At 62.3% G+C, this 23,899-nt stretch carries 23 protein-coding genes and 1 pseudogene; 10 read left to right on the forward strand and 14 right to left on the reverse strand.

Going from position 1 to position 23,899, the window contains the following annotated elements; all coding sequences use genetic code 11:
* A pseudogene (locus QQK95_RS03245) lies at positions 1 to 424 on the reverse strand (flagellar biosynthetic protein FliO); the annotation flags it as partial.
* A gap of 316 nt (positions 425 to 740) precedes the next feature.
* Between QQK95_RS03245 and cckA the strand changes: the two are divergent.
* Together cckA and QQK95_RS03255 are read left to right on the forward strand one after the other, a co-directional pair.
* Complete coding sequence (cckA, locus tag QQK95_RS03250; protein ID WP_284268850.1) at positions 741 to 3,317, forward strand: cell cycle histidine kinase CckA; 2,577 nt, start codon at positions 741 to 743, stop codon at positions 3,315 to 3,317.
* A gap of 89 nt (positions 3,318 to 3,406) precedes the next feature.
* Positions 3,407 to 4,120, forward strand: coding sequence for a purine-nucleoside phosphorylase (locus tag QQK95_RS03255; RefSeq protein ID WP_284268852.1), 714 nt, complete (start codon positions 3,407 to 3,409; stop codon positions 4,118 to 4,120).
* Between the two features lie 90 nt (positions 4,121 to 4,210).
* On the opposite strand, the gene QQK95_RS03260 is transcribed toward QQK95_RS03255, so the two are convergent.
* Both QQK95_RS03260 and QQK95_RS03265 read right to left on the reverse strand, forming a co-directional pair.
* On the reverse strand, positions 4,211 to 4,537 hold the full coding sequence (locus QQK95_RS03260; protein WP_322791206.1) for an alkaline phosphatase PhoX: 327 nt from the start codon (positions 4,535 to 4,537) through the stop codon (positions 4,211 to 4,213).
* Between the two features lie 54 nt (positions 4,538 to 4,591).
* Entirely contained in the window at positions 4,592 to 4,999 is a 408-nt protein-coding gene (locus QQK95_RS03265; RefSeq protein ID WP_284268855.1) for a hypothetical protein, read from the reverse strand.
* 343 nt (positions 5,000 to 5,342) lie between these two features.
* Between QQK95_RS03265 and urtA the strand changes: the two genes are divergently transcribed.
* From urtA to QQK95_RS03295, 6 genes are all read left to right on the forward strand, one after another.
* Positions 5,343 to 6,623 carry an urea ABC transporter substrate-binding protein gene (gene urtA, locus QQK95_RS03270; protein ID WP_244420714.1) on the forward strand — a complete coding sequence of 427 codons (1,281 nt, stop codon included), beginning with the start codon at positions 5,343 to 5,345 and terminating at the stop codon, positions 6,621 to 6,623.
* A gap of 108 nt (positions 6,624 to 6,731) precedes the next feature.
* Complete coding sequence (urtB, locus tag QQK95_RS03275; RefSeq protein ID WP_284268857.1) at positions 6,732 to 8,348, forward strand: urea ABC transporter permease subunit UrtB; 1,617 nt, start codon at positions 6,732 to 6,734, stop codon at positions 8,346 to 8,348.
* The gene (urtC, locus tag QQK95_RS03280; protein ID WP_284268858.1) at positions 8,345 to 9,580 is read left to right on the forward strand and encodes an urea ABC transporter permease subunit UrtC; all 1,236 of its coding nucleotides are present in this window, start codon (positions 8,345 to 8,347) and stop codon (positions 9,578 to 9,580) included. The genes urtB and urtC overlap by 4 nt, the downstream gene beginning before the upstream one ends.
* Before the next feature lie 4 nt (positions 9,581 to 9,584).
* Positions 9,585 to 10,331 (forward strand): urea ABC transporter ATP-binding protein UrtD, encoded by a 747-nt coding sequence (gene urtD, locus QQK95_RS03285; RefSeq protein ID WP_284268859.1) that lies wholly within the window; start codon positions 9,585 to 9,587, stop codon positions 10,329 to 10,331.
* A gap of 69 nt (positions 10,332 to 10,400) precedes the next feature.
* Entirely contained in the window at positions 10,401 to 11,096 is a 696-nt protein-coding gene (gene urtE / locus QQK95_RS03290) for an urea ABC transporter ATP-binding subunit UrtE (protein WP_013895283.1), read from the forward strand.
* 269 nt (positions 11,097 to 11,365) lie between these two features.
* Positions 11,366 to 11,542, forward strand: coding sequence for a hypothetical protein (locus QQK95_RS03295; protein WP_019858306.1), 177 nt, complete (start codon positions 11,366 to 11,368; stop codon positions 11,540 to 11,542).
* A 50-nt stretch (positions 11,543 to 11,592) separates the two neighbouring features.
* Here QQK95_RS03295 and QQK95_RS03300 read toward each other — a convergent pair whose 3' ends face one another.
* The 8 genes from QQK95_RS03300 to QQK95_RS03335 form a co-directional block, all read right to left on the reverse strand.
* The gene (locus QQK95_RS03300; RefSeq protein WP_284268866.1) at positions 11,593 to 12,741 is read right to left on the reverse strand and encodes a GGDEF domain-containing protein; all 1,149 of its coding nucleotides are present in this window, start codon (positions 12,739 to 12,741) and stop codon (positions 11,593 to 11,595) included.
* A gap of 183 nt (positions 12,742 to 12,924) precedes the next feature.
* Positions 12,925 to 13,731, reverse strand: coding sequence for a DUF72 domain-containing protein (locus tag QQK95_RS03305; RefSeq protein ID WP_284268867.1), 807 nt, complete (start codon positions 13,729 to 13,731; stop codon positions 12,925 to 12,927).
* Between the two features lie 58 nt (positions 13,732 to 13,789).
* Positions 13,790 to 14,260, reverse strand: a complete 471-nt coding sequence (locus tag QQK95_RS03310) for a GNAT family N-acetyltransferase (RefSeq protein WP_284268868.1) — start codon at positions 14,258 to 14,260, stop codon at positions 13,790 to 13,792.
* A 34-nt stretch (positions 14,261 to 14,294) separates the two neighbouring features.
* Positions 14,295 to 17,216: an excinuclease ABC subunit UvrA gene (gene uvrA / locus QQK95_RS03315; protein ID WP_284268869.1), complete on the reverse strand. Its 2,922-nt coding sequence runs from the start codon at positions 17,214 to 17,216 to the stop codon at positions 14,295 to 14,297.
* A 703-nt stretch (positions 17,217 to 17,919) separates the two neighbouring features.
* A complete protein-coding gene (locus QQK95_RS03320; RefSeq protein ID WP_284268870.1) occupies positions 17,920 to 18,219 on the reverse strand; it encodes a hypothetical protein in 300 nt (99 codons plus the stop codon).
* 87 nt (positions 18,220 to 18,306) lie between these two features.
* Positions 18,307 to 18,912: an ATP-dependent Clp protease proteolytic subunit gene (locus QQK95_RS03325; RefSeq protein WP_284268871.1), complete on the reverse strand. Its 606-nt coding sequence runs from the start codon at positions 18,910 to 18,912 to the stop codon at positions 18,307 to 18,309.
* Positions 18,913 to 18,934: 22 nt separating this feature from the next.
* The gene (locus tag QQK95_RS03330) at positions 18,935 to 19,429 is read right to left on the reverse strand and encodes an SRPBCC family protein (protein ID WP_284268874.1); all 495 of its coding nucleotides are present in this window, start codon (positions 19,427 to 19,429) and stop codon (positions 18,935 to 18,937) included.
* Positions 19,426 to 19,740, reverse strand: a complete 315-nt coding sequence (locus QQK95_RS03335) for an ArsR/SmtB family transcription factor (RefSeq protein ID WP_284268876.1) — start codon at positions 19,738 to 19,740, stop codon at positions 19,426 to 19,428. Before QQK95_RS03335 ends, QQK95_RS03330 begins: the two co-directional genes overlap by 4 nt.
* 226 nt (positions 19,741 to 19,966) lie before the next feature.
* On the opposite strand from QQK95_RS03335, the gene QQK95_RS03340 reads away from it, so the two are divergent.
* Positions 19,967 to 20,485, forward strand: a complete 519-nt coding sequence (locus QQK95_RS03340; protein WP_064985641.1) for a single-stranded DNA-binding protein — start codon at positions 19,967 to 19,969, stop codon at positions 20,483 to 20,485.
* Positions 20,486 to 20,595: 110 nt separating this feature from the next.
* The gene (locus QQK95_RS03345) at positions 20,596 to 21,021 is read left to right on the forward strand and encodes an OsmC family protein (RefSeq protein WP_284268878.1); all 426 of its coding nucleotides are present in this window, start codon (positions 20,596 to 20,598) and stop codon (positions 21,019 to 21,021) included.
* An 18-nt stretch (positions 21,022 to 21,039) separates the two neighbouring features.
* Here QQK95_RS03345 and QQK95_RS03350 read toward each other — a convergent pair whose 3' ends face one another.
* The 3 genes from QQK95_RS03350 to QQK95_RS03360 form a co-directional block, all read right to left on the reverse strand.
* Positions 21,040 to 21,669: a MarC family protein gene (locus QQK95_RS03350; protein ID WP_010909625.1), complete on the reverse strand. Its 630-nt coding sequence runs from the start codon at positions 21,667 to 21,669 to the stop codon at positions 21,040 to 21,042.
* Positions 21,670 to 21,831: 162 nt separating this feature from the next.
* Positions 21,832 to 22,959, reverse strand: a complete 1,128-nt coding sequence (locus tag QQK95_RS03355; protein ID WP_284268886.1) for an acyltransferase family protein — start codon at positions 22,957 to 22,959, stop codon at positions 21,832 to 21,834.
* A gap of 384 nt (positions 22,960 to 23,343) precedes the next feature.
* Entirely contained in the window at positions 23,344 to 23,871 is a 528-nt protein-coding gene (locus tag QQK95_RS03360) for a hypothetical protein (protein ID WP_284268888.1), read from the reverse strand.
* Between the last annotated feature and the right edge of the window lie 28 nt (positions 23,872 to 23,899).

A 23,899-nucleotide genomic window follows, 5' to 3' on the forward strand; every position in this document is an offset into this window, starting at 1 on the left:
TCATCGGCTGCTGCGCCGGTCGTGCCGGTGCTGGCGCCGGCTGAGGCGCCCGCGGTTTTGCCGCCGGGGCCGCAGTGGCCGGGACAGGCTGCAGACCGCCATCTCCGGTCAGCGCCGGACGGCGCGGCGCGGCAAGACGTATGTCGCGTTCGACCACAACGTCGGTCGGGCCACCGATCAGCAGCAGATGTTCGATGTCATCGCGGCGCACCAGCACCAGCCGGCGATGGCTGTCGACGGCGGTGGCGTCCATGACGGCCAGCCGCGTCTTGCGGTTCCGGCCACCGGCGACAAACGTACCGAAGGTCAGGTTGCGCACGAGCCTGATGATGACGAGCACGATGACCAGCAGGATCAGCGCCGCGAAGGTCCACAGGAGTGCCGCCGCATAACCAGGGCCCGCCACGCTATCCAGCCACTGCATTGGTTTCCCCTGATCGGTTTGGAAAGTGACGCGACACTAGACCGTTGCGGCTGGCCACCGCAAGTTGCCTTTCACGCATCGTGAACAGCTTGAAACACGGCCGGCGTCATTTTTATCTGACATTTGCCGCCCGGGCCTTTTCCGGACTGGGAGAATGTGATTCAACCGGCTAAAGCGGGTCGCGTTGAAGCGGATTCATGCGACGCGCTTCATGTCCTTGTTTTCATGCATGTCGTTTGCCAAAGCCGAAGTCACTTTTGGGCGACATGCATTAGGGGCGGGTGTCGGAACGTCGGACTTCACGAGCAGGGGGCATATGGCCAAGGAAGCGCGCGGCGATTTCTATCCGGTACCGATCGTCGACCAGAACACGCGACCGGGCGCGGTCACCCGGCTCATCATCTTCATCGTCGTCCTGACGGGGGCCGCGATCGTCTTCGGCCTGTTCCGCGAGCGCCTCGGCGATCCATTCCTGCTCGGCATGCTGGGCGTTCTGGCGATGATCGGCGTTGGCTTCCTGTTCGCGACGGCGATCGGCTTCGTGCAGGTCACGCCGCGCTCGACCGGCGATGAACTGTCCAAGGCTTTCGTCGATTCCATGGCGCAGGGCCTGCTTGTGACGGACACCAAGGGCCGCGTCGTCTACGCCAATCGTGCCTATGCCGATATGACCGGAGCGTCCTCCGCCGCCGACCTCAAGACGGTCGAAGCGCTGCTTTCGGATGTTCCCGAGGCCTCGGTGACAATCTACCGGCTGGCCTCGGGCCTGCGTGACGGGCAGCCGGGCGACGGCGAGTTTCGACTGGCGCAGTCGATCCGGCCCGGCGCCGAACCGGGCGCCCGCTGGTACCGGGCGCGCGCCCGCACCTTCAACGTTCCGGGCCAGCGCTTGCCGATGCTGGCCTGGCAACTCGCCGACATCTCGCAGGAGCGGGCCGAGCAGGAGCGTTTCTTCCTCGATCTGCAGAAGGCCATCGATCACCTCGACCACGCCCCGGCCGGCTTCTTCTCCGCCGACCAGGACGGTCGCGTCACCTATATCAACGCCACGCTCGCGGAATGGCTGGGCATCGATCTTGCCAGTTTCACGCCCGGCGCCGTGACCTTGCCGGATATCGTTGCAGGCGACGGCATGGCTTTGGTGCGCTCCGTCAAGGCCGATCCCGGCACGACGCGCAACGCGGTCATCGATCTCGATTTGACGACGATGACGGGAGAGGCGCTGCCGGTGCGTTTCATGCATCGCGTTTCGGCCAGCCGCGAAGGTGTCGGCGGTCCGACGCGCACGATCGTGCTCAACCGCACGCAGGGCGAGGATGCTTCGGCCGATCTGCGCGCCTCGGAAGTGCGCTTCACCCGCTTCTTCAATTCGACGCCGATGGCGATCGCGGGCGTTGATGCCAGCGGCCGCATCCTGCGCACCAACGCGCCGTTCCTGTCGCTGTTTTCCTCGGTCGTCGACCGGGACGCCGTGGATCGCCGCGTGCGGCTCGATACGGTGATCCATGAGCGTGAGCGGCCGGCCTTTGCCGCCGCATTCGAGAAGGCCCGGCAGCGGCAGGCCGACATCGAGCCGATCGACACCGTGCTGCCCGGCAACGAGGAGCGGCATATCCGCTTCTACGTCAATGCCGTCGCCGATGGCACCGGTGGCGAGGGCGCCGAGGAATCGGCCATTGTCTACGCCGTCGAGACGACCGAGCAGAAGGCGCTCGAAGGGCAGATGGCGCAAAGCCAGAAGATGCAGGCGGTCGGGCAACTCGCGGGCGGCATCGCCCACGACTTCAACAATGTGCTGACCGCCATCATCATGGCGTCGGACCTGCTTTTGACCAATCATCGGCCGTCGGATCCGTCCTTCCCCGACATCATGAACATCAAGCAGAACGCCAATCGGGCGGCTTCGCTGGTCAGGCAGTTGCTGGCCTTCTCGCGCAAGCAGACGCTGCGGCCGGAAGTGCTGAACCTCACCGACGTGCTCGCCGATCTCAGGATGTTGCTTGCCCGCCTGGTCGGCAACGACATCAAGCTGAAGATCGACCACGGCCGGGACCTGTGGCCGGTGAGGGTCGATATCGGCCAGTTCGAGCAGGTGGTGGTCAATCTGGCGGTCAATGCGCGCGACGCGATGCCCGCCGGCGGCGATCTCACCGTGCGCACCCGCAACGTCACCGCCGAGGAGTGCAAGACCTTCTCCTATCGCGAACTCGCCGCGGCCGACTATGTCGTGGTCGAGGTCGAGGACACCGGCAGCGGCATCGCGCCGGATGTGCTGAAGAAGATCTTCGAGCCGTTCTTCACCACCAAGGAGGTCGGCAAGGGCACGGGCCTTGGCCTGTCCATGGTCTACGGCATCATCAAGCAGACCGGCGGCTTCATTTTCTGCGATTCCGAGGTCGGCAAGGGATCGACCTTCCGCATCTTCCTGCCGCGTCACATCGCGGAAGCGAAGAAGGCAGCCGAACCCGGTGAAGCGCCGAGCGCCGCGCCGGTCAAGCCGGTTGACAGCACCAAGGACCTGTCGGGATCGGCCACGGTGCTGCTGGTCGAGGACGAGGATGCCGTGCGCATGGGCGGCATGCGGGCGCTGACCTCGCGCGGCTATACCGTGCATGAGGCATCCTCCGGCGTCGAGGCGCTGGAAGTGTTCGAAGCCCTGGGCGGCAAGGTCGACATCGTCGTTTCGGACGTGGTGATGCCGGAAATGGACGGACCGACCCTGCTTGGCGAGTTGCGCAAGCGCCAGCCGGACATCAAGTTCGTGTTCGTGTCCGGCTACGCCGAGGACGCATTCGCCAGGAACCTGCCGGCCGACGCGCATTTCGGCTTCCTGCCGAAGCCGTTCTCGCTCAAGCAACTGGCGACGATCGTCAAGGATATGCTGGAATCCTAATTCAGCTTTCTCCAATGGTTCGCTTGCGCAACGCCCTGACAACGCCATGATTGCGGGCGAGAGGGCAAGCGGGCTTGGGGGAGCGGCGATTGACGCCACACATAGAGGCAGGCAAGGGCGATTACGCCGAAACGGTGCTGTTGCCGGGTGACCCGCAGCGCGCCGAATGGATGGCGCAGACATTTCTCGAAGCACCACGCTGCGTCAATCGCCGGCGGGGCGCTCTCGGCTTTACCGGCCTTTATCGCGGCCAGCCCATCAGCATTCAGGCGACGGGTGTCGGGGTTTCATCGTTCCTGATCTATGCCCATGAATTGCTTGATTATTATGGCGCCCGAACATTGATCCGCACCGGGACTTGCGGCGGCCTGAGCGCGCAGGCAAAGCTGCGCAGCCTGGTGATCTCGCAATTGGCGCGGCCGGAAAACGCCGAGAATGGTCAGGTCTTTGGCCTTTATGACGCTGACGCCGGCCCGGATCCGACGCTGCTCGCCCGCGCCCTGGCCAAGGCAGCCGAACTCGGCATCGACCACCACGGCGGTCTGACTGTCTGCACGGACATATTCTACCATCCTGAGGCGCGCACCCGTTATGCCGAGGCAAGGGCGCTTGGAGCGCTGGCCGTGGACATGGAGACCAGCGCTCTTTACCGCATCGCGGCGCATTTCGGCGTAAGGGCGTTATCGCTGCTGACCGTCGTCGACAATCTGGTTACCGGCGAACAGGCCGACTATTCCGAACGCCAGGCGCTTTTCACCGATATGAGCCGGCTGGCGTTCGAAGTCGCTCGGGAAGGGCGCTAGGCCGCCTTCCCGCCGGCGCGGGACCCGACCGGGTTCCGCGCTTCTTTTTTGGACCTGGCGGTCTCGGGCCCCCAACCGGCTGGCCATCCTTTAAATCGGGCCACAGCGACTGTGCCTTGTCGAGCGTTTCGGAATCCTCGGAGGAATGCTGGACCGAAAGGACAGCGTCGTGCCATCCGGCGTGAAGCAAGGGCCGGTCGCTTCCGCGTCATGCGGGCAGGTGAACAAGAGCTTTGGCAGGCCACGCGCCCGACCTTCCGTGTCGACGCCATAGACGCTGTCCGGCAGGTCGAAATCATTGGCGCCGTCGGTCGCCACCCAGAGGCGGCCGGCTGGATCGAAAGTGATGTTGTCGGGGCAGGCGAACCAGCACGGCGCACCGCTGCCTATCCAGCTTCGGCAACATGCAGATGACACGAGAGGGCGGACACGGCTTGCGGGCCTTACGGCCGGCGCCGTTCGAGGGGAGGCTTACGGATTGCTTCCCCGTGTGCAGGTGGAGGCGGTGAAGGCACCGTCGGGCTGCTTCATGATGATGTCGAAGGAGGGAGGGTTCTGGCCGTCCAGCGTCGCCTGGGTCATCGACAGCGAGTTGCCGCCCGTGGTGTAGCCGCCGAGCGGTCCCAGCCAGGAAATCTCGCCATTTGCATCCATCTGATAATTGTAAGCCTGCCGGGCGATTCCGAAGGTTACAGGGCCTGTATAGACGTTCCCCTTGATGGTGATGTCGCCGAGGTCGAGGAACATGCCGAGCAGGTAGACTTCGCAGTGATAGGTGCCGTCAGGCATCTTGCCTTCACTGAAGTCGGCCCGGGCGGCGCCGGTCCCTGCCGCCAGAAGCGCTGTGCCGATAAAAATGCGTGAAATCAGGGATGCCATGACGCTGCTCGGTTGAGCCGGGAGCTTGCCCTATTTTGGCGCTGTGCCGCAACATTTGTCGTCCCCGCCTCACGCGTCCGGGTCAAAATCTAGGCATTTGATAAAATTGGGCAGAAATTAGGCAGTTGCTATTTGCGCTGCGCAAATTTCCCTCAACCAATTTTTAACCGACTCTCTTTGTTTTGTTCAATCTAATATAATAAATAGCTGATAATGTTTGGTTATTTGCCGTTTTTGCATGTCTCTTCAGCGGTTGGCATGGGGGTTGCATTGTATTGTTGCGGTGCAATCAACCAGCTTGGGAGTCTTCCGTATGAGGGGTAATTTCTCGACAATAACAAAAATGTTTTCGGCGAGCGTGGTTGCCGCCGGCCTGTTGATGTCGGCTCCCGCCAGGGCGGCCGACGATACGATCAAGGTCGGCATTCTCCATTCGCTGTCGGGGACCATGGCGATTTCGGAGACGACGCTGAAGGACGCCATGCTGATGCTCATCGATGAGCAGAACGCCAAGGGCGGCCTGCTCGGCAAGAAGCTTGAAGCCGTTGTCGTCGACCCGGCTTCCAACTGGCCGCTGTTCGCCGAAAAGGCACGCGAGCTGATTTCGAAGGACAAGGTCGCGGCGGTATTCGGCTGCTGGACCTCCGTGTCGCGCAAGTCGGTGCTGCCGGTGTTCTCCGAGCTCGACAACATCCTGTTCTATCCCGTCCAGTATGAGGGCGAGGAAAGCGAGCGCAACGTGTTCTATACGGGTGCCGCACCGAACCAGCAGGCCATTCCGGCGGTCGACTATCTGATGAGCAAGGACGGCGGCTCTGTGAAGCGTTGGGTGCTGGAAGGCACCGACTACGTCTATCCGCGCACCACCAACAAGATCCTGGAAGCCTACCTGAAGTCCAAGGGCGTCGCGGCCGAGGACATCATGACCAACTACACGCCGTTCGGCTTCTCCGACTGGCAGACCGAAGTCTCGGCGATCAAGAAGTTCGGTTCTGCCGGGAAGAAGACCGCCGTCGTCTCGACCGTCAACGGTGACGCCAATGTGCCGTTCTACAAGGAACTCGGCAACCAGGGCATCAAGGCCGAGGACATCCCGGTCATGGCCTTCTCCGTCGGTGAGGAAGAGCTCGCCGGTCTCGACACCAAGCCGCTGGTCGGACATCTCGCCGCCTGGAACTATTTCGAGAGCGTCAACACGCCTGAGAACAAGAAGTTCATCGCTAACTGGCACAAGTTCATCAAGAACAACAAGCGCACCACCAACGACCCGATGGAAGCCCACTATATCGGGTTCAACATGTGGGTGAAGGCGGTTGAAAAGGCCGGCACCACCGATCCGGACAAGGTCATCGATGCCATGATCGGTGTTTCGGTGCCAAACCTGACCGGCGGCTATTCGACGATGATGCCGAACCACCATATCACCAAGCCGGTGCTGATCGGTGAAATCCAGGCCAATGGCCAGTTCGAAACGGTCTCGAAGACGCCGGGTCTGGTGATGGGCGACGAATGGTCCGACTACCTGCCCGATTCCAAGGACCTGATTTCCGATTGGCGCGCGCCGCTCAGCTGCGGCAACTTCAACGTCAAAACCGGCAAGTGCGGCGGTAAGGGCACGAACTGATCCTCCCCGGGCTGGACCTTCAGGTCCATGCCCAAGGCCGCGCGCGTCCGGACGGTTTCCTCCGCTGTCCGGACGCCCACTCAACCTTCAAGGGGTCATCAAAAACCGATGAAGATTTTCCATGCGATGGGCCTGACGCTTTTGCTCCTGCTGACGACGCTGTCGTCTTCGGGCGCAGCGGAAGCCGATCTGCGTGCCATTATCGCCAAATTCGCTACGGTAACGGAGTTCTCCGAGACGGGCGCCGTCGTTCAAGAGTTGACGGCCACAGGGGATCCCGCCGTCGAACGGCCGCTCGCTGCATTGGCTGAGGGCAATCTTTACATTCGCACGGCCGACTCGATGGTGTTTGTCGGCAAGGAGGGCGATGAAAACGTCCAGCTTTTTGACCCGCTGAGCGGCGAGGCTGCGGGGGTGGCCTCCGAAGACGACATAACCAAAATCACCGTCAACAACACCTTGCGCCGCGCCATTCGCGATGCGTTGGGCACGTTGACGCTTGGGTCCAAGGATCCGACGGTCCGCATCGCCGCCGCCGACACTATGTTCAAGACACCTGATGCCGCCAATATCGAGCCGCTCGACGCAGCGATCGCCAGTGAAACCGTGGCGAGCGTCAAGGCGCTGCTGGAGCAGGCGCGTGCCGCTTCCGTACTGGTTTCAGACAAGCCCGATGCAGACAAGCTCGCCGCAATCGCCCTGATCGGCTCGCGCGGCGATCGTGACGCGGTTTCACTGCTCACCTCGGTCGAGGCCAATGCTTCGGGCGCGGTGAAGGAAGCCGCGACAGCCGCGATCGCCAACATCAATTCGACATTGGCGCTCTGGGATGCCGGGCAGAACATCTGGTACGGCATTTCGCTGGGCTCGGTGCTGCTGCTCGCGGCGATCGGGCTTGCCATCACCTTCGGCGTCATGGGCGTCATCAACATGGCGCATGGCGAGATGGTGATGCTCGGCGCCTATACGACCTTCGTCGTCCAGCAGGTGATCCGCACATCCTTTCCCGGCCTTTTCGACTGGTCGCTGGTCATCGCGCTGCCGCTGGCCTTCCTGGTCGCCGCACTCGTCGGCCTCGTCATCGAACGCGGCGTCATCCGCTTCCTCTACGGACGGCCGCTGGAGACGCTGCTGGCGACCTGGGGCGTGTCGCTGATCCTGCAGCAGGCTGTGCGCTCGATCTTCGGGCCGACCAACCAGGAGGTCGGCAATCCCTCGTGGATGTCGGGTTCGTTCGATATCGGCCAGCTGGCCATCACCTGGAACCGACTCTGGATCCTGGTCTTCGCGCTCACCGTCTTCGGCGTGCTGCTTTATGTGATGAAGCGCACGCCCTGGGGCCTGCAGATGCGCGCCGTTACCGCCAACCGCCGCATGGCCGCCTCCATGGGCATCAGGACACCGTGGGTCGATGCGCTGACCTTCGCGCTGGGATCCGGCATTGCCGGTATCGCCGGCGTCGCGCTCAGCCAGATCGACAATGTCTCGCCCAATCTCGGCCGCGGCTACATCATCGACAGTTTCATGGTCGTCGTCTTCGGCGGCGTCGGCAATCTCTGGGGCACGCTGGTCGGCGCCTTTTCGCTGGGCATCGTCAACAAGTTCCTCGAGCCCTATGCCGGCGCCGTGCTCGGCAAGATCGTCGTGCTGGTGCTGATCATCCTGTTCATCCAGAAGCGCCCGCGCGGCCTGTTCGCGCTCAAGGGCAGGGCGGTGGAAGCATGATCACGGGACGCTTCTTTGCCGCCGGCGCCGACCGCCGGATCGCCATCACCATCTTCATCCTGCTGGCCGCGGCCATTATCGTGCCGCTGCTCAACCTGGCGGTGTCGCCGACCAGCGCCTTCTACGTCCCGGCCTATATCGTGGCGCTGACCGGCAAATATCTCTGCTATGCGCTGCTGGCGCTCGCGCTCGACCTGGTCTGGGGCTATTGCGGCATCCTTTCGCTCGGCCACGGTGCCTTCTTCGCGCTCGGTGGCTATGCGATGGGCATGTATCTGATGCGCCAGATCGGCTCGCGCGGTGTCTATGGCAACCCGATCCTGCCCGATTTCATGGTGTTCCTGAACTACAAGGAATTACCCTGGTTCTGGTATGGCTTCGACCATTTCTGGTTTGCGGCGATCACGGTGCTGGCCGTGCCCGGCCTGCTTGCCTTCATCTTCGGCTGGTTCGCCTTCCGCAGCCGCGTCACCGGCGTCTATCTCTCCATCATCACCCAGGCGATGACCTATGCGCTGCTGCTCGCCTTCTTCCGCAACGATATGGGTTTCGGCGGCAACAACGGCCTGACCGATTTCAAGGATATTCTGGGCTTCAACGTGCAGGCCGACGCGACGCGTTCGGCGCTTTTCGCCGCCAGCGCGGTGATGCTGGCGCTTGCCGTGTTCGTCACCTGGGCGATCGTCGGCTCCAAATACGGCAAGCTCCTGATGGCGGTGCGCGATGCGGAGAGCCGCACGCGCTTCCTCGGCTGGCGGGCGGAGAATGTGAAACTGTTCGCCTTCACCGTCTCGGCCGTCATGGCCGGCATTGCCGGCGCGCTCTACGTGCCGCAGGTCGGCATCATCAATCCCGGCGAGTTCGAACCGTCCAATTCGATCGAGGTGGTGATCTGGGCCGCCGTCGGCGGGCGCGGCACGATCGTCGGGCCGATCATCGGCGCGCTGCTGGTCAATGCCGGCAAATCCTGGTTCACCGGCGTGCTGCCGGAATTGTGGCTATTCGCGCTCGGCGGCTTGTTCGTCGCCGTCACCTTGCTCCTGCCGAAGGGCATCATCGGCATGTGGGACAGCTGGCGCGGCAATGCCAGGGCGTTGCGTGCGGCCTCCGTCGTTGAAGAAGCCGCCGCCAAGGTTGGCGTGGCGTCCGCGACCTCGAAGCCCGCCCGCTCGCCGGCGAGGAATCCGGGCGAATGGTCCTGGTCCGACCCCGAACCGCAGGCGGCGGAGTAGGACCATGAGCAAGTCGAACACCATCCTCTATCTCGACGGCGTCTCGGTCTCCTTCGACGGTTTTCGCGCTATCAACAATCTGTCGCTGGTGCTCGACAAGGGCGAGATGCGCGCCATCATCGGCCCCAACGGCGCCGGCAAGACGACGATGATGGACATCGTCACCGGCAAGACGCGGCCTGACGAGGGCGAAGTGTTCTTCGACGGCCAGGTGGATCTCACCAGGCATGACGAGGCAGAGATCGCCATGATGGGCATCGGCCGCAAATTTCAGAAACCGACGGTTTTCGAAAGCCACACGATCGAGGACAATCTGATGCTGGCGCTGAAGGGGCCGCGTTCGATCTTCCCGGCGCTGTTCCACCGCCGCTCGGCCGCCGAGGCGCGGCAGATCGACGACATTCTCGGCATCATCCGGCTGGGCGACAAGCGTCATGAGCAGGCCGCCAATCTCAGCCACGGCCAGAAACAGTGGCTGGAGATCGGCATGCTGCTCGCGCAGGATCCGAAATTGCTTTTGGTCGACGAGCCGGTCGCGGGCATGACCGATGCGGAAACCGAGGAGACGGCGCGGCTGCTCAAGGACATTGCACGCGACCATTCGGTCATCGTCGTCGAGCATGACATGCATTTCGTGCGCGAACTCGGCGTCAAGGTCACCTGCCTGCATGAAGGCTCGGTGCTGTCGGAAGGCACGCTCGATTTCGTCTCGGCCGACGAGCGTGTCGTCGAAGTCTATCTGGGGAGATGAGCATGGTCTGGCGCGTTCAATTCCATCGCTTCGATCTGTCGGTTCTCCGGTTCTGGAGAAGGCGCTGACATGCTCGAAGTTTCCAACGCCACGCTCCACTACGGCGCCGCCCAGGCGCTGCGCGGCGTTTCGCTGAAGGCGGGCGCCGGCAAGATCACTTGCGTGCTCGGCCGCAACGGCGTCGGCAAAACCAGTTTGATGAGATCGATCGTCGGCCACCACCGGCTGACGAGCGGAAGCGTTGCCTTCGAGGGGAAGGCGCTCGACCGGAGCGCGGCGTATGACCGCGCCCGGTCGGGCATCGCATTCGTACCGCAGGGCAGGGAGATTTTTCCCCTGCTCACGGTGCGCGAAAACCTGGAATCCGGCTTTGCGCCGTTGAAGCGCGCTGACCGCAACGTGCCGGCGCATGTCTTCGAGTTGTTTCCGGTGCTGAAGCAGATGCTTGGCCGCCGCGGCGGCGATCTTTCGGGTGGTCAGCAGCAGCAACTCGCCATCGGCAGGGCGCTGGTGATGCGGCCGAAGCTGCTGGTGCTGGACGAGCCCACCGAAGGCATCCAGCCGTCGATCATCAAGGATATCGGCCGCGCCATCCGCTATTTGCGCGACCAGGCCGGTATCGCCGTGCTGCTGGTCGAACAATATCTAGACTTCTGCCGCGAACTCGCCGACGAGGTCAATATCATGGACCGGGGCCAGATCGTCCATACTGGCCCGGCGGAAGATCTAGACAGGGCTGATGTGCGAAAGTTCCTTACCGTCTAGAATCGGCGCTGGACTTCGGCTGACGATCCAAAGTCCCTGGCAAGTCCAATATTTCTTCCACACAGCGATCGGCATCTCTGGCGCGCCAGAGGCTGCATGCTAGTCTTTCGTTGGCTTCTGTGAGTCGGCCGCTTCCGTATCAGTCTGGTTATCGCAGATCGAGGGCGCGGCGAAGGCCGGGCAAGTTCCACGCAAGCAAGGCTTCCTAGCTTCCCTCCTGCGATCTTTGTCGTTCAAACGCGTTTGGGCACACAGGCTAAGGGACAGCCATGGAACGTTTCGTCGAGGACTACCAGAAGCGGCGGCTTACCGAACGGGTCGACATCATCGCGGCCATCAACATTCTGAGGTCACAGGGCTGCGAATACGACGACCTGATCGAGGAGATCACCAAGGTTTTCTACGTCGATCTCGATACTTTCAATGAAATCGTCATGGCGGCATAGAGCCGCCATCGCACACCCGGCAATCACAGGCTCGGCATTGGTGAGCTTGGTCAGCTCGCGCGCCGGAATGGAGAGGCGGTGACGCGGTTGCGGCCGCCGCGCTTGGCGTCGTAGAGCGCCTTGTCGGCGGCACTGAGCACCTTGTCGAAGCTGAGGCCCTCTTTGCTGCCGAATGCAAATCCGGCACTGACCGTGCATCTCAGGGAGCCGGTTTCGGTCTCTATCAGGCGCGTCGCGAAAGCGGTCCGGATGCGCTCTGCCGTGTCCTCGACCGTCTCCGGCAGGGTGCGCTTCAACACCAGTGCGAATTCCTCGCCGCCCATGCGCGCGGCGACGTCGGTCTGGCGAAGATTGCCGGCGAGTTCACTCGCAAACACCTTCAGCACCTCATCGCCGGCCGCGTGGCCGAACTCGTCGTTGATGGCTTTGAAATTGTCGAGATCGAAGACGACCACAGCGGTAAAAGCACCGACCGGGAGATGGCCATGCAGGTCGAACAGCGCGCGCCGGTTGAGCAGGCCGGTCAAGGGATCGGTAAGAGCGTTGCGGCGGTGATGCCTCGCCAGACGCCCCTGGTTGAGCGCAAGTGACAGGGCGCCAATGCCCGTCATACTGGCAATGACGACAATGAGGCTCAGTTCCTCGGCCCAGTTGCTTGGTGCATGGCCGAGGACCAGCTTGCCGTCCCATGCCAGCACCGCCGCGCACAGCATGAAGGAAACGGCGGTGGCCGAGTAGAGCGTGGTGATGCCGATCGTCAGGGCAGGGGCTTCGTCGCGGCCCCGCCAGTATTCGAATGCCGTCGCGAACAGGAGCAGGGCGGCGAAAAGGTTCTCGAACATGAAGCCGAGGCCATCATAGCCCAGAGCCATGGGTGGCAGCGTCATCGCCAGTGAAACACAGCCCAACAGGGCTCGCGGCAGCGGCGATCCGCCGGTTCTGAACTGGTAGGCCGCACCGAGCATCGTCGAGAAACCGAGCAGCAACAGGGCAAGGGTGGCTATGCCGAGCAAGCGCCCGGGCATATCGATATAGGCGTCATAGACAAAGATATCGCCGACCACGAACACCAGGCTGAGCGCCCATGTCAGCAGGAACCGTTCCGTGCGGGCGGTCAGCCACATGCCGAACAATGTCAGGCTCAGGCAAGCGGCGGAGAAACCCACAGCCAGCAGAAGTGAAGTGTAGTCGAGCGACATGCCCCTCTTTCCCTGCCGGCGGCGGCTCCAGCTGTGCGGCTTGGCGTCGCCGCATTCATGCAGCAAGGAAGTGTCGATAAGGTTACGATCGTGGCGAAGATGCCCAGCAATAGATGCTTTGCTACGCGCAAAACGCATAGATGATGCGCTTACAGCATGTAGCCGAACAACGACAGATGCTTGTCAGCCGGCTACACGCTTCATCAGCGCCATCGCCCCGAACGGTGCGCGAACCTTGCCCTCGGTGATGAAGTAGACGAACACATCGCGCGGCTGCACAGGGGCGTCGGTGGCGGGATCGGCGCGCCGCAAATCGGCCGGCTGCTTGCCTTCCGCCCATGTCTTTGCCCGCGCCGCCCACTCGTCGAGACCCTTCGGCGTGTAGCAGTCAGGATTGTCGTCAGAGCCGGACTGCAGCCGTGCGTAGACGAAGTCACCGGTGACGTCGGCGATATCAGGATATTTGGCATGGTCGGCATAGACGATCGCCGCCCTGTATTTGCGGGCAAGTGCGGCGAATTCCGGCACGATGAAACTGTCGTTGCGGACTTCGAGCGCATGACGCAACGCGACACCGTCCTGTTTCTCCGGCAGCAGTTTCAAAAAGGCTTCGAAATCGTCGGGATCGAATTTTTTGGTCGGCGCGAACTGCCACAGGATCGGGCCGAGCTTGTCGCCGAGCGCGGCAACGCCGGAACCGAGGAAGCGCATCATGGATTCACCGGCCTCGCCCAGCACGCGGCGGTTGGTGACGAAGCGGTTGCCTTTCAGCGAATAGACGAAACCGTCCGGCGCCTCGCTGGCCCATTTGACGAAGGTCGGCTCCTTGAAGCTGGAGTAATAGGTGCCGTTGACCTCGATGCTTGGCACCTGCCGGCTGGCATATTGCAGCTGTTTGGCCTTGGACAATTTGTCTGGATAGAAGGACGTATCCCAGGGCTCGAAGGTCCAGCCGCCCATGCCGGAGCGGATTGTTCCCGATTTGCTCATTGTCGTCCTCCCGAGTGCAATGTGTGGCCAAATTCAGAAATCTGGCGGCGTTCAGAAATCAGGCCGTCGTGGTCTCGTCGACCGGTTTTGCCATGTCGACAAGCACCCATCCTGGCCGGTAGGGGTTGGTCCGGCGACCCGTTTCGCGATAGCCGTAAGCGAGATAGAGCGCGATGTTCCGTTCCATCTTCGCGTTGGTGTAGAGCCGTATCTCGGGCAGGCCCCACGAGCGCGTCTGTTGATCCGCGTGATTGAGCAGTTTTATGCCAAACCCCTTGCCCTGGAAGACGGGCGACACCGCCACCGAGAAGATCATCGCGTAATCCGTATGCCGCTCCAGTGTGAGCACGCCGGCAGGTTCGCTGCCGCTCTCCAGCAGCCAGACCTCGCCGCGCGCGATGCGCGGCGCGTAGTCTTCGGTCACCGGGATCGGCGGCGCGTCGAGTATGGCGCTGTAAGGAGCGTAGGCGGCGGCGGTCAGCGAAACGACGGTTTGAATATCACCGGCGAGCGCTCTTCTGATTGTCATCCAAAAACTCTCCAGGCGCCAACCGGTGCGATCATCACTCCGCTGCTTCGCGCTTGCCTCCGGGGCGCCGCTCCAGCAGTTCCTTGAGGAACTGGCCGGTGTAGCTGCGCTTCTCGCGGACGATCGCTTCCGGCGTGCCCTGGGCAACCAGCTCGCCGCCGCCGTCGCCGCCTTCGGGGCCGAGGTCGAGCACCCAGTCTGCGGTCTTGATCACTTCGAGATTGTGCTCGATGACCACCACCGTGTTGCCCTGGTCGACCAGTTCGTGCAGCACTTCCAGGAGTTTGGCGACGTCGTGGAAATGCAGGCCGGTGGTCGGCTCGTCGAGGATGTAGAGCGTCTTGCCTGTCGCCTTGCGCGACAGCTCCTTGGCGAGTTTGATGCGCTGGGCTTCGCCGCCGGACAGCGTCGTCGCCTGCTGGCCGATATGGATGTAGCCGAGGCCGACCTGCTTCAGCGTGTCGAGCTTGTCGCGCACGCCGGGCACGGCGGCGAAGAAGTCGACGCCTTCCTCGACGGTCATGTCGAGCACGTCGGCGATCGACTTGCCCTTGAACAGGACGTCGAGCGTCTCCCGGTTATAGCGCTTGCCGTGGCAAACGTCGCAGGTGACGTAGACGTCGGGCAGGAAGTGCATCTCGATCTTGATGACGCCGTCGCCCTGGCACGCCTCGCAGCGGCCACCCTTGACGTTGAACGAGAAGCGTCCCGGCTGGTAGCCACGCGCCTTGGCCTCGGGCAGACCGGCGAACCAGTCACGGATCGGCGTGAAGGCGCCGGTATAGGTGGCGGGGTTCGAACGCGGCGTCCGTCCAATGGGCGACTGGTCGATGTCGATGACCTTGTCGAGGAATTCGAGGCCCTCGATGCGGTCATGCTCGGCCGGATGCTCGCGCGAGCCCATGATGCGGCGCGAGGCCGCCTTGAACAGCGTCTCGATGAGGAAGGTCGACTTGCCGCCGCCCGACACGCCGGTGACGGCGGTGAAGGTGCCGAGCGGGATTTCGGCGGTGACGTTCTTCAGATTGTTGCCGCGCGCGCCGACGATCTTCAGGCGCCGGTTCTTTTTCGCCTCACGCCGCACACCGGGGGTGGCGACTTCAAGCGCGCCCGACAGATATTTGCCGGTGATCGAGTTGGGATTGGCCATCACCTGCTGCGGCGTGCCCTGGGCGATGATCTCGCCGCCATGGATGCCGGCGGCCGGACCCATGTCGACGACATAGTCGGCATGCAGGATGGCGTCCTCGTCATGCTCGACGACGATCACCGTGTTGCCGATGTCGCGCAGGTGCTTGAGCGTATCGAGCAGCCGCGTGTTGTCGCGCTGGTGCAGGCCGATCGACGGCTCGTCCAGCACGTAAAGCACGCCGGTCAGGCCCGAGCCGATCTGCGATGCCAGGCGGATGCGCTGGCTCTCGCCGCCCGACAGCGTGCCCGAATTGCGCGACAGCGTCAGATAGTCGAGCCCGACATCGTTGAGGAAGCGCAGGCGCTCGCGGATTTCCTTGAGCACGCGCACCGCGATCTCGTTCTGCTTGTCGTTGAGCTGGGCGGGCAGATCGGTGAACCATTTGTCGGCGTTGCGGATCGACTGTTCCGTGACTTCGCCGATGTGCTTGCCACCGATCTTCACCGCCAGCGCTTCCGGCTTCAGCCGGTAGCCCTTGCAGACGGGGCAGGGCGTCGCCGACATGAAGCGCTCGATCTCCTCGCGCATCCAGGCGGATTCGGTTTCCTTCCAGCGCCGCTCGAGATTGGGGATGACGCCTTCGAAAGTCTTGGTCGTCTTGTAGGAGCGCAGCCCGTCATCATACTGGAAGGTGACTTCGCGCTCGCCGGTGCCGCGCAGGATCGCCTCCTGGGCCTCGGCGCTCAAATCCTTGAACTTGTCGCCGAGCTTGAAGTTGTAGGCCTTGCCCAAGGCTTCGAGCGTCTGCACGTAGTAGGGCGAGGTCGACTTCGCCCACGGGCTGACGGCGCCGTCGCGTAGCGATACGTTCTCGTCGGGCACGACGAGATTGGGGTCGATGGCGCGCTGGCTGCCGAGACCGTCGCAGGTCGGGCAGGCGCCGAACGGGTTGTTGAAGGAGAACAGCCGCGGCTCGATCTCAGGGATTGTGAAGCCGGACACCGGGCAGGCGAACTTTTCCGAGAACAGGATGCGCTCATGCGTCTCGTTCTTCGACTTGTTGACCGAATCCTCACCGGTCTGGCTGGAATCGAGCGGCTTGTCGGCGAACTCGGCCACCGCCAGTCCCTCGGCGAGCTTCAGCGCCGTCTCGATGGAGTCGGCTAGACGCGTGGCCAGGTCGCCGCGCACGACGATGCGGTCGACAACGACGTCAATGTCGTGCTTGTACTTCTTGTCGAGCGCCGGAACATCCGCGATCTCATAGAAGAAGCCGTCGACCTTGACGCGCTGAAAGCCCTTCTTCTGCAGTTCCAAGAGTTCCTTGCGGTACTCGCCCTTGCGGCCGCGCACGATGGGCGCCAGCAGGAACAGGCGGGTGCCTTCCTCGAGCGCCAGCACGCGGTCGACCATCTGGCTGACCGTCTGGCTCTCGATCGGCAGGCCGGTGGCCGGCGAATAGGGCACCCCGACACGCGCGAACAACAGGCGCATATAGTCGTAGATCTCGGTGACTGTGCCGACCGTCGAGCGCGGATTCTTCGACGTGGTCTTCTGCTCGATCGAGATGGCAGGCGACAGGCCGTCGATCTGGTCGACGTCGGGCTTCTGCATCATTTCGAGGAATTGCCGGGCATAGGCCGAAAGGCTCTCGACATAGCGACGCTGGCCTTCGGCGTAGATGGTGTCGAAGGCGAGCGACGATTTGCCGGAACCCGACAGGCCGGTCATGACGATCAGGCTGTCACGCGGCAGGTCGAGATCGACATTCTTCAGATTGTGTTCGCGCGCCCCGCGAATGGAAAGGAATTTATGGTCGGCCATCGCCGGTCGCCGCCTCAGATCTGGAATTCGTGGGATTGGCGGGATTGTCCCGGCCATCCCCTATGTAGGTGTTTTTGCCGCCACGTCGAGAGACGCCACAATTCCCGACAGACGTCGTTTAACCGCCTTTCGCGCGAAGGGGCAAGCGGAAAGAACAAAGGCCGAACACGCTCCTGACAAAGCTGTGCAGAAAGCTGACCTGTACGTAACCTCCCGGCGATCACAATTTTCCGTAACCGGCTATTGAAGGTTGACGTGGCCGGCTCACGGGAGCAGTCTCCTGAGGTCAGCGAAGCCGGCCGTCTTTCGATGGCCTCGCCGCCTCAAGGCGGCCTGCGAGACGCCGCAGGTATTTGCGATTTGCGCTTCGCTACGACAACGTCGCAACGGACACAGGAGCGGAGCATGACGCCACCGGACAGTCCCCAAGGGCTCCACACCTCGTTGGAGCCGCGGCAGGCATAAGTGCCAGGGTTTAGCGTTTGCGCCACCCGACAAACCGTGACTTGCCGTATCCCCCAAAATCAGAGACTGCTAGTCGGATCGTCGGCTGACGCCGCGTAGCATCCGAAATCAAACGCCGGCAGTACACTCCCGGCAAAATATGGATTTGAGATCCAGAAAAGCCCCGTCCGTTTGCCTAAGGCACGGCGGGGCTATTCTTTTTGGGGAAATGGTTGAACTGCCCCAGCGGGAGGGCTACTCACCTCGGGGCTTTGAACCCGCCTGTGGCCATATCGACCGTGATGGTGCCGGAAATCCTGACATCGGTATCGCCGATCTTGAACGCGCCGTTCCCGTTGCTGGGGAACGCATCGTCGGGTTCCGGCTGGGGAGCCGGCTTGGCGATGCGATAATCGCCGCTCACGCCGGGCAGGGCGTCTTTCTGCGCCGGCGGTGCGCTGTCGTTGGCGAGTGCAGCGCTGCTCAAAAGGCTGGCGAAAGTGAGTATCGCGGCGACGATGAGGCGATGCGACGTGCTGGGCGAATAAGTGTCGATCATCCCGGGATTATAGGGACGAGCCGCTCCCGGAACCAGACAGGTGTCGTCAAATCTTCGACAGTGCAGAAATCCGATCTGGCCTGGACCTCATGCCGCCTTTTTGCGGGTGTCGAAGACATGGTCGACAATGCCCCATGCCTGGGCCTCGCGGGCGGTCATGAAATGGTCGCGATCGAGCGTGCGTTCGACCTCCTCATAGCTGCGGCCGCAATGCTGAGCATAGAGTTCGGCCATGCGCTGTTTGGTCTTGCCGATCCGTTCGGCATGGCGCTGGATGTCGGAAGCCTGGCCCTGAAAGCCACCCAGCGGCTGATGCAGCAGGACGGTGGCGTTGGGCAGCGCGATGCGGCGCCCCGGCGTGCCCGCCATCAGCAGGAACGAGCCCATCGAAGCGGCAAACCCCATGCACACGGTCGATACCGGGCAACTGACATACTGCATCGTATCGTAGATGGCGAAACCGCTGGTCACAACGCCACCCGGCGAGTTGATGTAGAGCGATATCTCCTTTTCGGGATTGTCTGATTCCAATGACAAAAGCTGCGCGCAGACCAGCGCCGACACGTCGTCGTTGATCTCGCCATTGATGAAGATGATGCGCTCGCGCAGCAGCCGCGAGAAAATATCGAAGGCGCGTTCGCCGCGGCTCGATTGCTCGATCACCATCGGCACCAGACTGGCAAGACCGCTCATTTTTCGTCTCCGATTCCCGTGTTCAGGCTGCGAGCAGCAAGGTGTTCGGTAAGTTCGCGGCGACAGGCTTTGCGCGCCCGTGCAATCCAAGCGAAAGCCGGCAGCCGGTGCCCGCCATGGCGACGGCAGGCATCGCTTTCCCTGCAAAACCGTCATGGACGATGCGCAGACGCGTGCCGCCGGAAACGGTGCGGGCGAGTGTGAAGGTGACGACACTGTCGAGTGTATCCTGGCGCGCGTCGTCGCCCGGCTGCTCGCGCCAGGAATAGCGCAGCAGGCGCTCCGGCTCGGCGTCGAGGATTTCGCATTCGATGGCAGCTTCAGTCCCGGCGAAGGCAAAACGATTGCCGATTTCCGGCCTGATGTCGTTCGGCATCATCCAGGCGGCGAGCAATTCCGGCACGGTCAGCGCCCGCCACACTTTTTCCGGCGGCTCGGCAAGGTCGTATTCGAACTCCAACGCATCCGGGGTGGCTTCGCTCGGGTTTCCACCGTTCATTGATCCCACGCTTTTCATTGATCCATGTCCTTCAGAACCGTTTTCAGCCTTTCGATGCGCTCCGGCCAGAAGGCCCGGTAGCGTTCGATCCAGGAGAGCAAGGGGGCAAGCCCCTGCGGATCGGCACGATAGTAGGCGTTGCGGCCGGCCCGCCGTTCGACCACGAGGCCGGCGCCACGCAGCACCGCCAGATGCTGCGATACCGCCGGCTGCGATACCGTCAGGCCGCTGCGCAATTCCGACACGCTCATCTCAGCCGCGGCGAGGCGCTCGAAGACGGCGCGGCGCGTCGGGTCGGCCAAAGCGCGGAAAATCTCTGCTTCGATCATGGCAAAAGCATAAGTCGATACTTATTGATTTGGCAAGCGCTGTTTTGAATCCCATATGATGGGCTTGGGCATTGCTGCCATTCCTTGACAATCAGCAGCGGTGCATATAGGAACGAAAAGGGAACAAAAACCTTGTGGGAAAAGCCAGCCTTAGCAGGCGGCTGACGTGCGCAGCCTGTAAGGTGCTGCGACAAAAATTTGTTTCGGATGAGCGCGGAGAAAAATCATGGCGGGCAGCGTCAATAAGGTCATTCTGGTAGGCAATCTCGGCGCGGACCCTGAAATCCGCCGCCTGAACTCGGGCGAGCCGGTCGTCAACATCCGTATTGCCACGTCGGAAAGCTGGCGCGACAAGAATTCCGGCGAGCGCAAGGAAAAGACCGAGTGGCACAATGTCGTCATCTTCAATGAGGGCATCGCCAAGGTGGCCGAGCAATATCTGAAGAAGGGCATGAAGGTCTATGTCGAGGGCCAGTTGCAGACGCGCAAATGGCAGGACCAGACCGGCGCCGACAAGTATACGACGGAAGTCGTGCTGCAGAGATTCCGCGGCGAACTGCAGATGCTCGACGGGCGCCAGGGTGAGGGCGGCCAGGTCGGCGGTTATTCCGGTGGCGGCAGCAGCCGTGGTTCCGATTTCGGCCAGTCCAGCCCGAACGAAAGCTTCAACCGTGGCGGCGGCGCCCCCAGGGGCGGCGGTGGCGGCGGTTCGTCGCGCGAACTGGACGACGAGATCCCGTTCTGATCGAAAGCAACCAACGGCTGACGTCGCGTGATCGATGCCCCGAAGGTCCTGCATGGACTTTCGGGGTTTTGCATTGTTGATTGGGATCAAAGGACTGAAAGGACAGGGCTGTGAAGGCACGGATAAAATGGGTCGAAGAGCGCACCTTCGTCGGCGAGTCCGGCAGCGGCCACAAACTGGTGCTGGGAACGGCATCCGGCCCTGAAGGCAAGACGCCGGGCCCGAGCCCTATGGAACTGGTGCTGATCGGCACTGGCGGCTGCTCGGCCTATGACGTCGTGCATATCCTGGAAAAGGGCCGTGAGGCGGTCGAGGACTGCGTCGTCGAACTCGATGCCGACCGGGCCGAGACCGACCCCAAGGTGTTCACCCGCATCCACATGCATTTCATCGTCAAGGGCAGGGCGCTATCTTCCGACAAGGTTCAGCGCGCGATCAATCTCTCGATCGAAAAATACTGCTCGGCCTCCGCCATGATGGCCAAGACGGCCACGATCACACATGATTTCGAAGTGATTGATACGGCGGCGAAGTAGGACGGTAGGGACTGCTGTTCACCCCGCCATCAGCGCCTTGATGCCGTCGGCCACGAATTGCACGGCCAGCGCCGCTAGGATGACACCGAGCAGGCGGGTCAGAATCGAACGGCCGGTCTGGCCGAGGATGCGGTCGATACGTTCCGACAGCACGAACACCAGGTATGTGATGGCGAGGCAGACGAAGATGATGCCGACAAGTGCTGCCTGTGCGGCAAAGCCCTGAAACGAGCCGGAGAGCAGCACCGTCGCTGAAATCGCGCCGGGGCCGGCGATCAGCGGGATCGCCAGCGGGAAGGCGGCGATGTTGTGGATCATGTCCTTGGTGATGGCGACGTCGCCGATCTTCTCCTTGCGGTCCTGGCGCCGCTCGAACACCATTTCGAAGGCGATGAAGAACAGCAGGAAACCGCCGGCGACGCGGAAGGCCGGCAGCGTGATGCCGAACACCGACAGGATCGAGGCGCCGGCCACCGCGAACAGCGCCATCACCAGGAAGCCGATGACCGAGGCGCGCACCGACACCTGCTGACGCTCCTCGCGGTTCATGCCGCGCGTCACGGCGAGGAACAGCGGCGCCAGGCCGGGCGGATCGATGGTCACGAGAATGGTGACGAAGGCATTGAACAGGCTGTCGAAACTCGGCATCGCTGACCCTCCCGCCGGGCCGAGCCCGTGCCGTATTGGTAGAGCAAAGCCCGGCCGGTGGAAACTGTCGGGACTGCGAAACTGCAGAGCAGGTTGGCCGTCAGCGCCGCTGCCTGGCGGGACTGCCACATTCTCCGGGTTTGCGGCCGTTGTGCCTCGGAATTAAGTCGGGACGGCTACAGTCGTTGGCGCAACTATCCGCTGCGCCATGGCTCGCCCCTTTGTCTGGAACGGCGCTTCGATGAGGCGGCACGAAATCTCGGCGATGGCGGCAGTGAGGACAAGCCCACCCGCCAGGATAACGACGGAATGCGCCGAGTTCTGGATGGCGTCCGCACTGCCGGCGTAGCGGGCGCAGCCCTCTTTGACCAGCCTGAAGGCTATGGAGTGGAAAAGGTAGATGGCGTAGGAGCGCTTGCCGATCCAAAGCAGAAGACGTTGGTTTTCTGCGTTCCGGAACAGGTAGCCTCGATCATAAGAGGCGATCCAGACCAGAAGGCCAGCCAGCAGAGCTATCAACCCGACGAAGAACGAAACGATCAGTCCGCCCGACAGGAAGCAAATGGCGGTGATGACGAGCGCCACGAAAAGAAGACCGATGTGGCGGTAGCGAAAGATTGTCGGAGCCAGTCGCCAATAGTCGGCATGCTGCGAAAACAGGGCGAGCAGGACGCCCCATGAGATGGCATCAGTCCGCGTGATCCAGAGCCATGAGGTGTTGGGTCGGTAAAGCGGAAACTGGATGACGATCAGGAGAGCGCAGACCGCTGCAAGCCATCGACGCGAGAAGATGAACACCAGCGGAAGGGCGATATAGAACTGTTCTTCCAAGGACAGGGACCAAAAATGCCGGTTGATACCGCATGTTGTCCAGCCGGCAGACGTGCATAGGAAAAAGTGCCAATTCTGGCCGTAGATCACAACGGCCACAGCGTCGTAGAAATTGTTCTGCGGGCTGCCAAAAAAGCCGAACCCGTTCCAGGTAGCGGCCAACACTATCGAAAGAGCCAAAGTCGCCCAGGAAAGCGGGGCAAGACGAAAGAAGCGCCGGATCCAAAACGACTTCAACGCTATGAGGGGCGTTTCAGACCGGATATGGCGGAGTAGCGTGGCAGTGACCACAAATCCCGATATCGCGAAGAAGATATCCACGCCCGCCCAAAAATGAGCAACCTTGAATATAGGCCACCAATACGCCGATTCCCAAGGCAGTATGAAGGGAATGTGCGCGGCAATCACCATGAGGATGGAGATTGCGCGTAGAATTTCAATCTCGGCGTTCTTAGCCATTAGAAAAACCCTGCCTTGGGGCGACCCTATATCCTCGCCTGTCGCCGGTTCAATACGCGCATCGGCTCGGCAGTTTCTTTTTCACAATTGGGCCGGCGCAGGTCGGCGGAAGGGGCTTGTCGTGTGTATGGTCAGGAAATGGCGCCGCGCGCTGCCGCATCCACTTCCATCTCAGCGGAGGATCGATCCTCTGCCCGGAAAGGATATTCCTCGACTGCGCGGCCTTGCCTCGGCAACTATGTGCCGCCCTCCGTGCCGGGCTTTTGAGGGCAGCCGGCTTTTTCGTCCGCCGGCACCGGCCGCGGTGCCTCGTTCACCCGCAGTGCCACGCACTAGGCGCCATGTCGAACATGGTTTTCTCCGGTGCTACAAGAGGTTGCCGCGTCACTCTGTTGCAATGCGCCGCGCCAGGAACTCGACTTCGAGGTGCCAGTCCGCGCCGTCGTGCGAGCGCTCGCCGAGCCATCGGAAGGAGTTTTCGGTGATCCGCGAAAAACTCCAGCGCACCGAGGAACCGGTGCCGTCAGCGCCGACCTGAACGATCGTGTCGCCCTCTGCCCGGCCGAGTTGGCGGCTGAAATACTGATTGCGCGGATCGCTCCAGAAAATGTGCCAGGCGTCCGCGCCGGGATCATAGACCCGCAGCGTCGTGCCATAGAACGTCCATTTGCCCAGGGAAGGCTGGGAACCGGTGTTCCGCGCGGGCAGGATCCAGACGTCCTGGATGGCGCGGCCCTCGAGCACCCAGCCGAAATGCACCTCGCCGCGTCCGGTCAGCACGGTGCCATCCTCGAGATGACGCGAGGCATCGAACGTCCAGGCGCCGACGAAACGGCCGTAAAGGTTCAGTTTTCCGGCAAGTCCGCCGATGGGTCCGGGACTGTGCAGGGCTTCGGCAAAGGGGTCGAACATGACTGCGGTCTCTTTCTGTCAGGAGACC

Source organism: Mesorhizobium huakuii (assembly GCF_030160235.1).
Classification (GTDB): domain Bacteria; phylum Pseudomonadota; class Alphaproteobacteria; order Rhizobiales; family Rhizobiaceae; genus Mesorhizobium; species Mesorhizobium huakuii.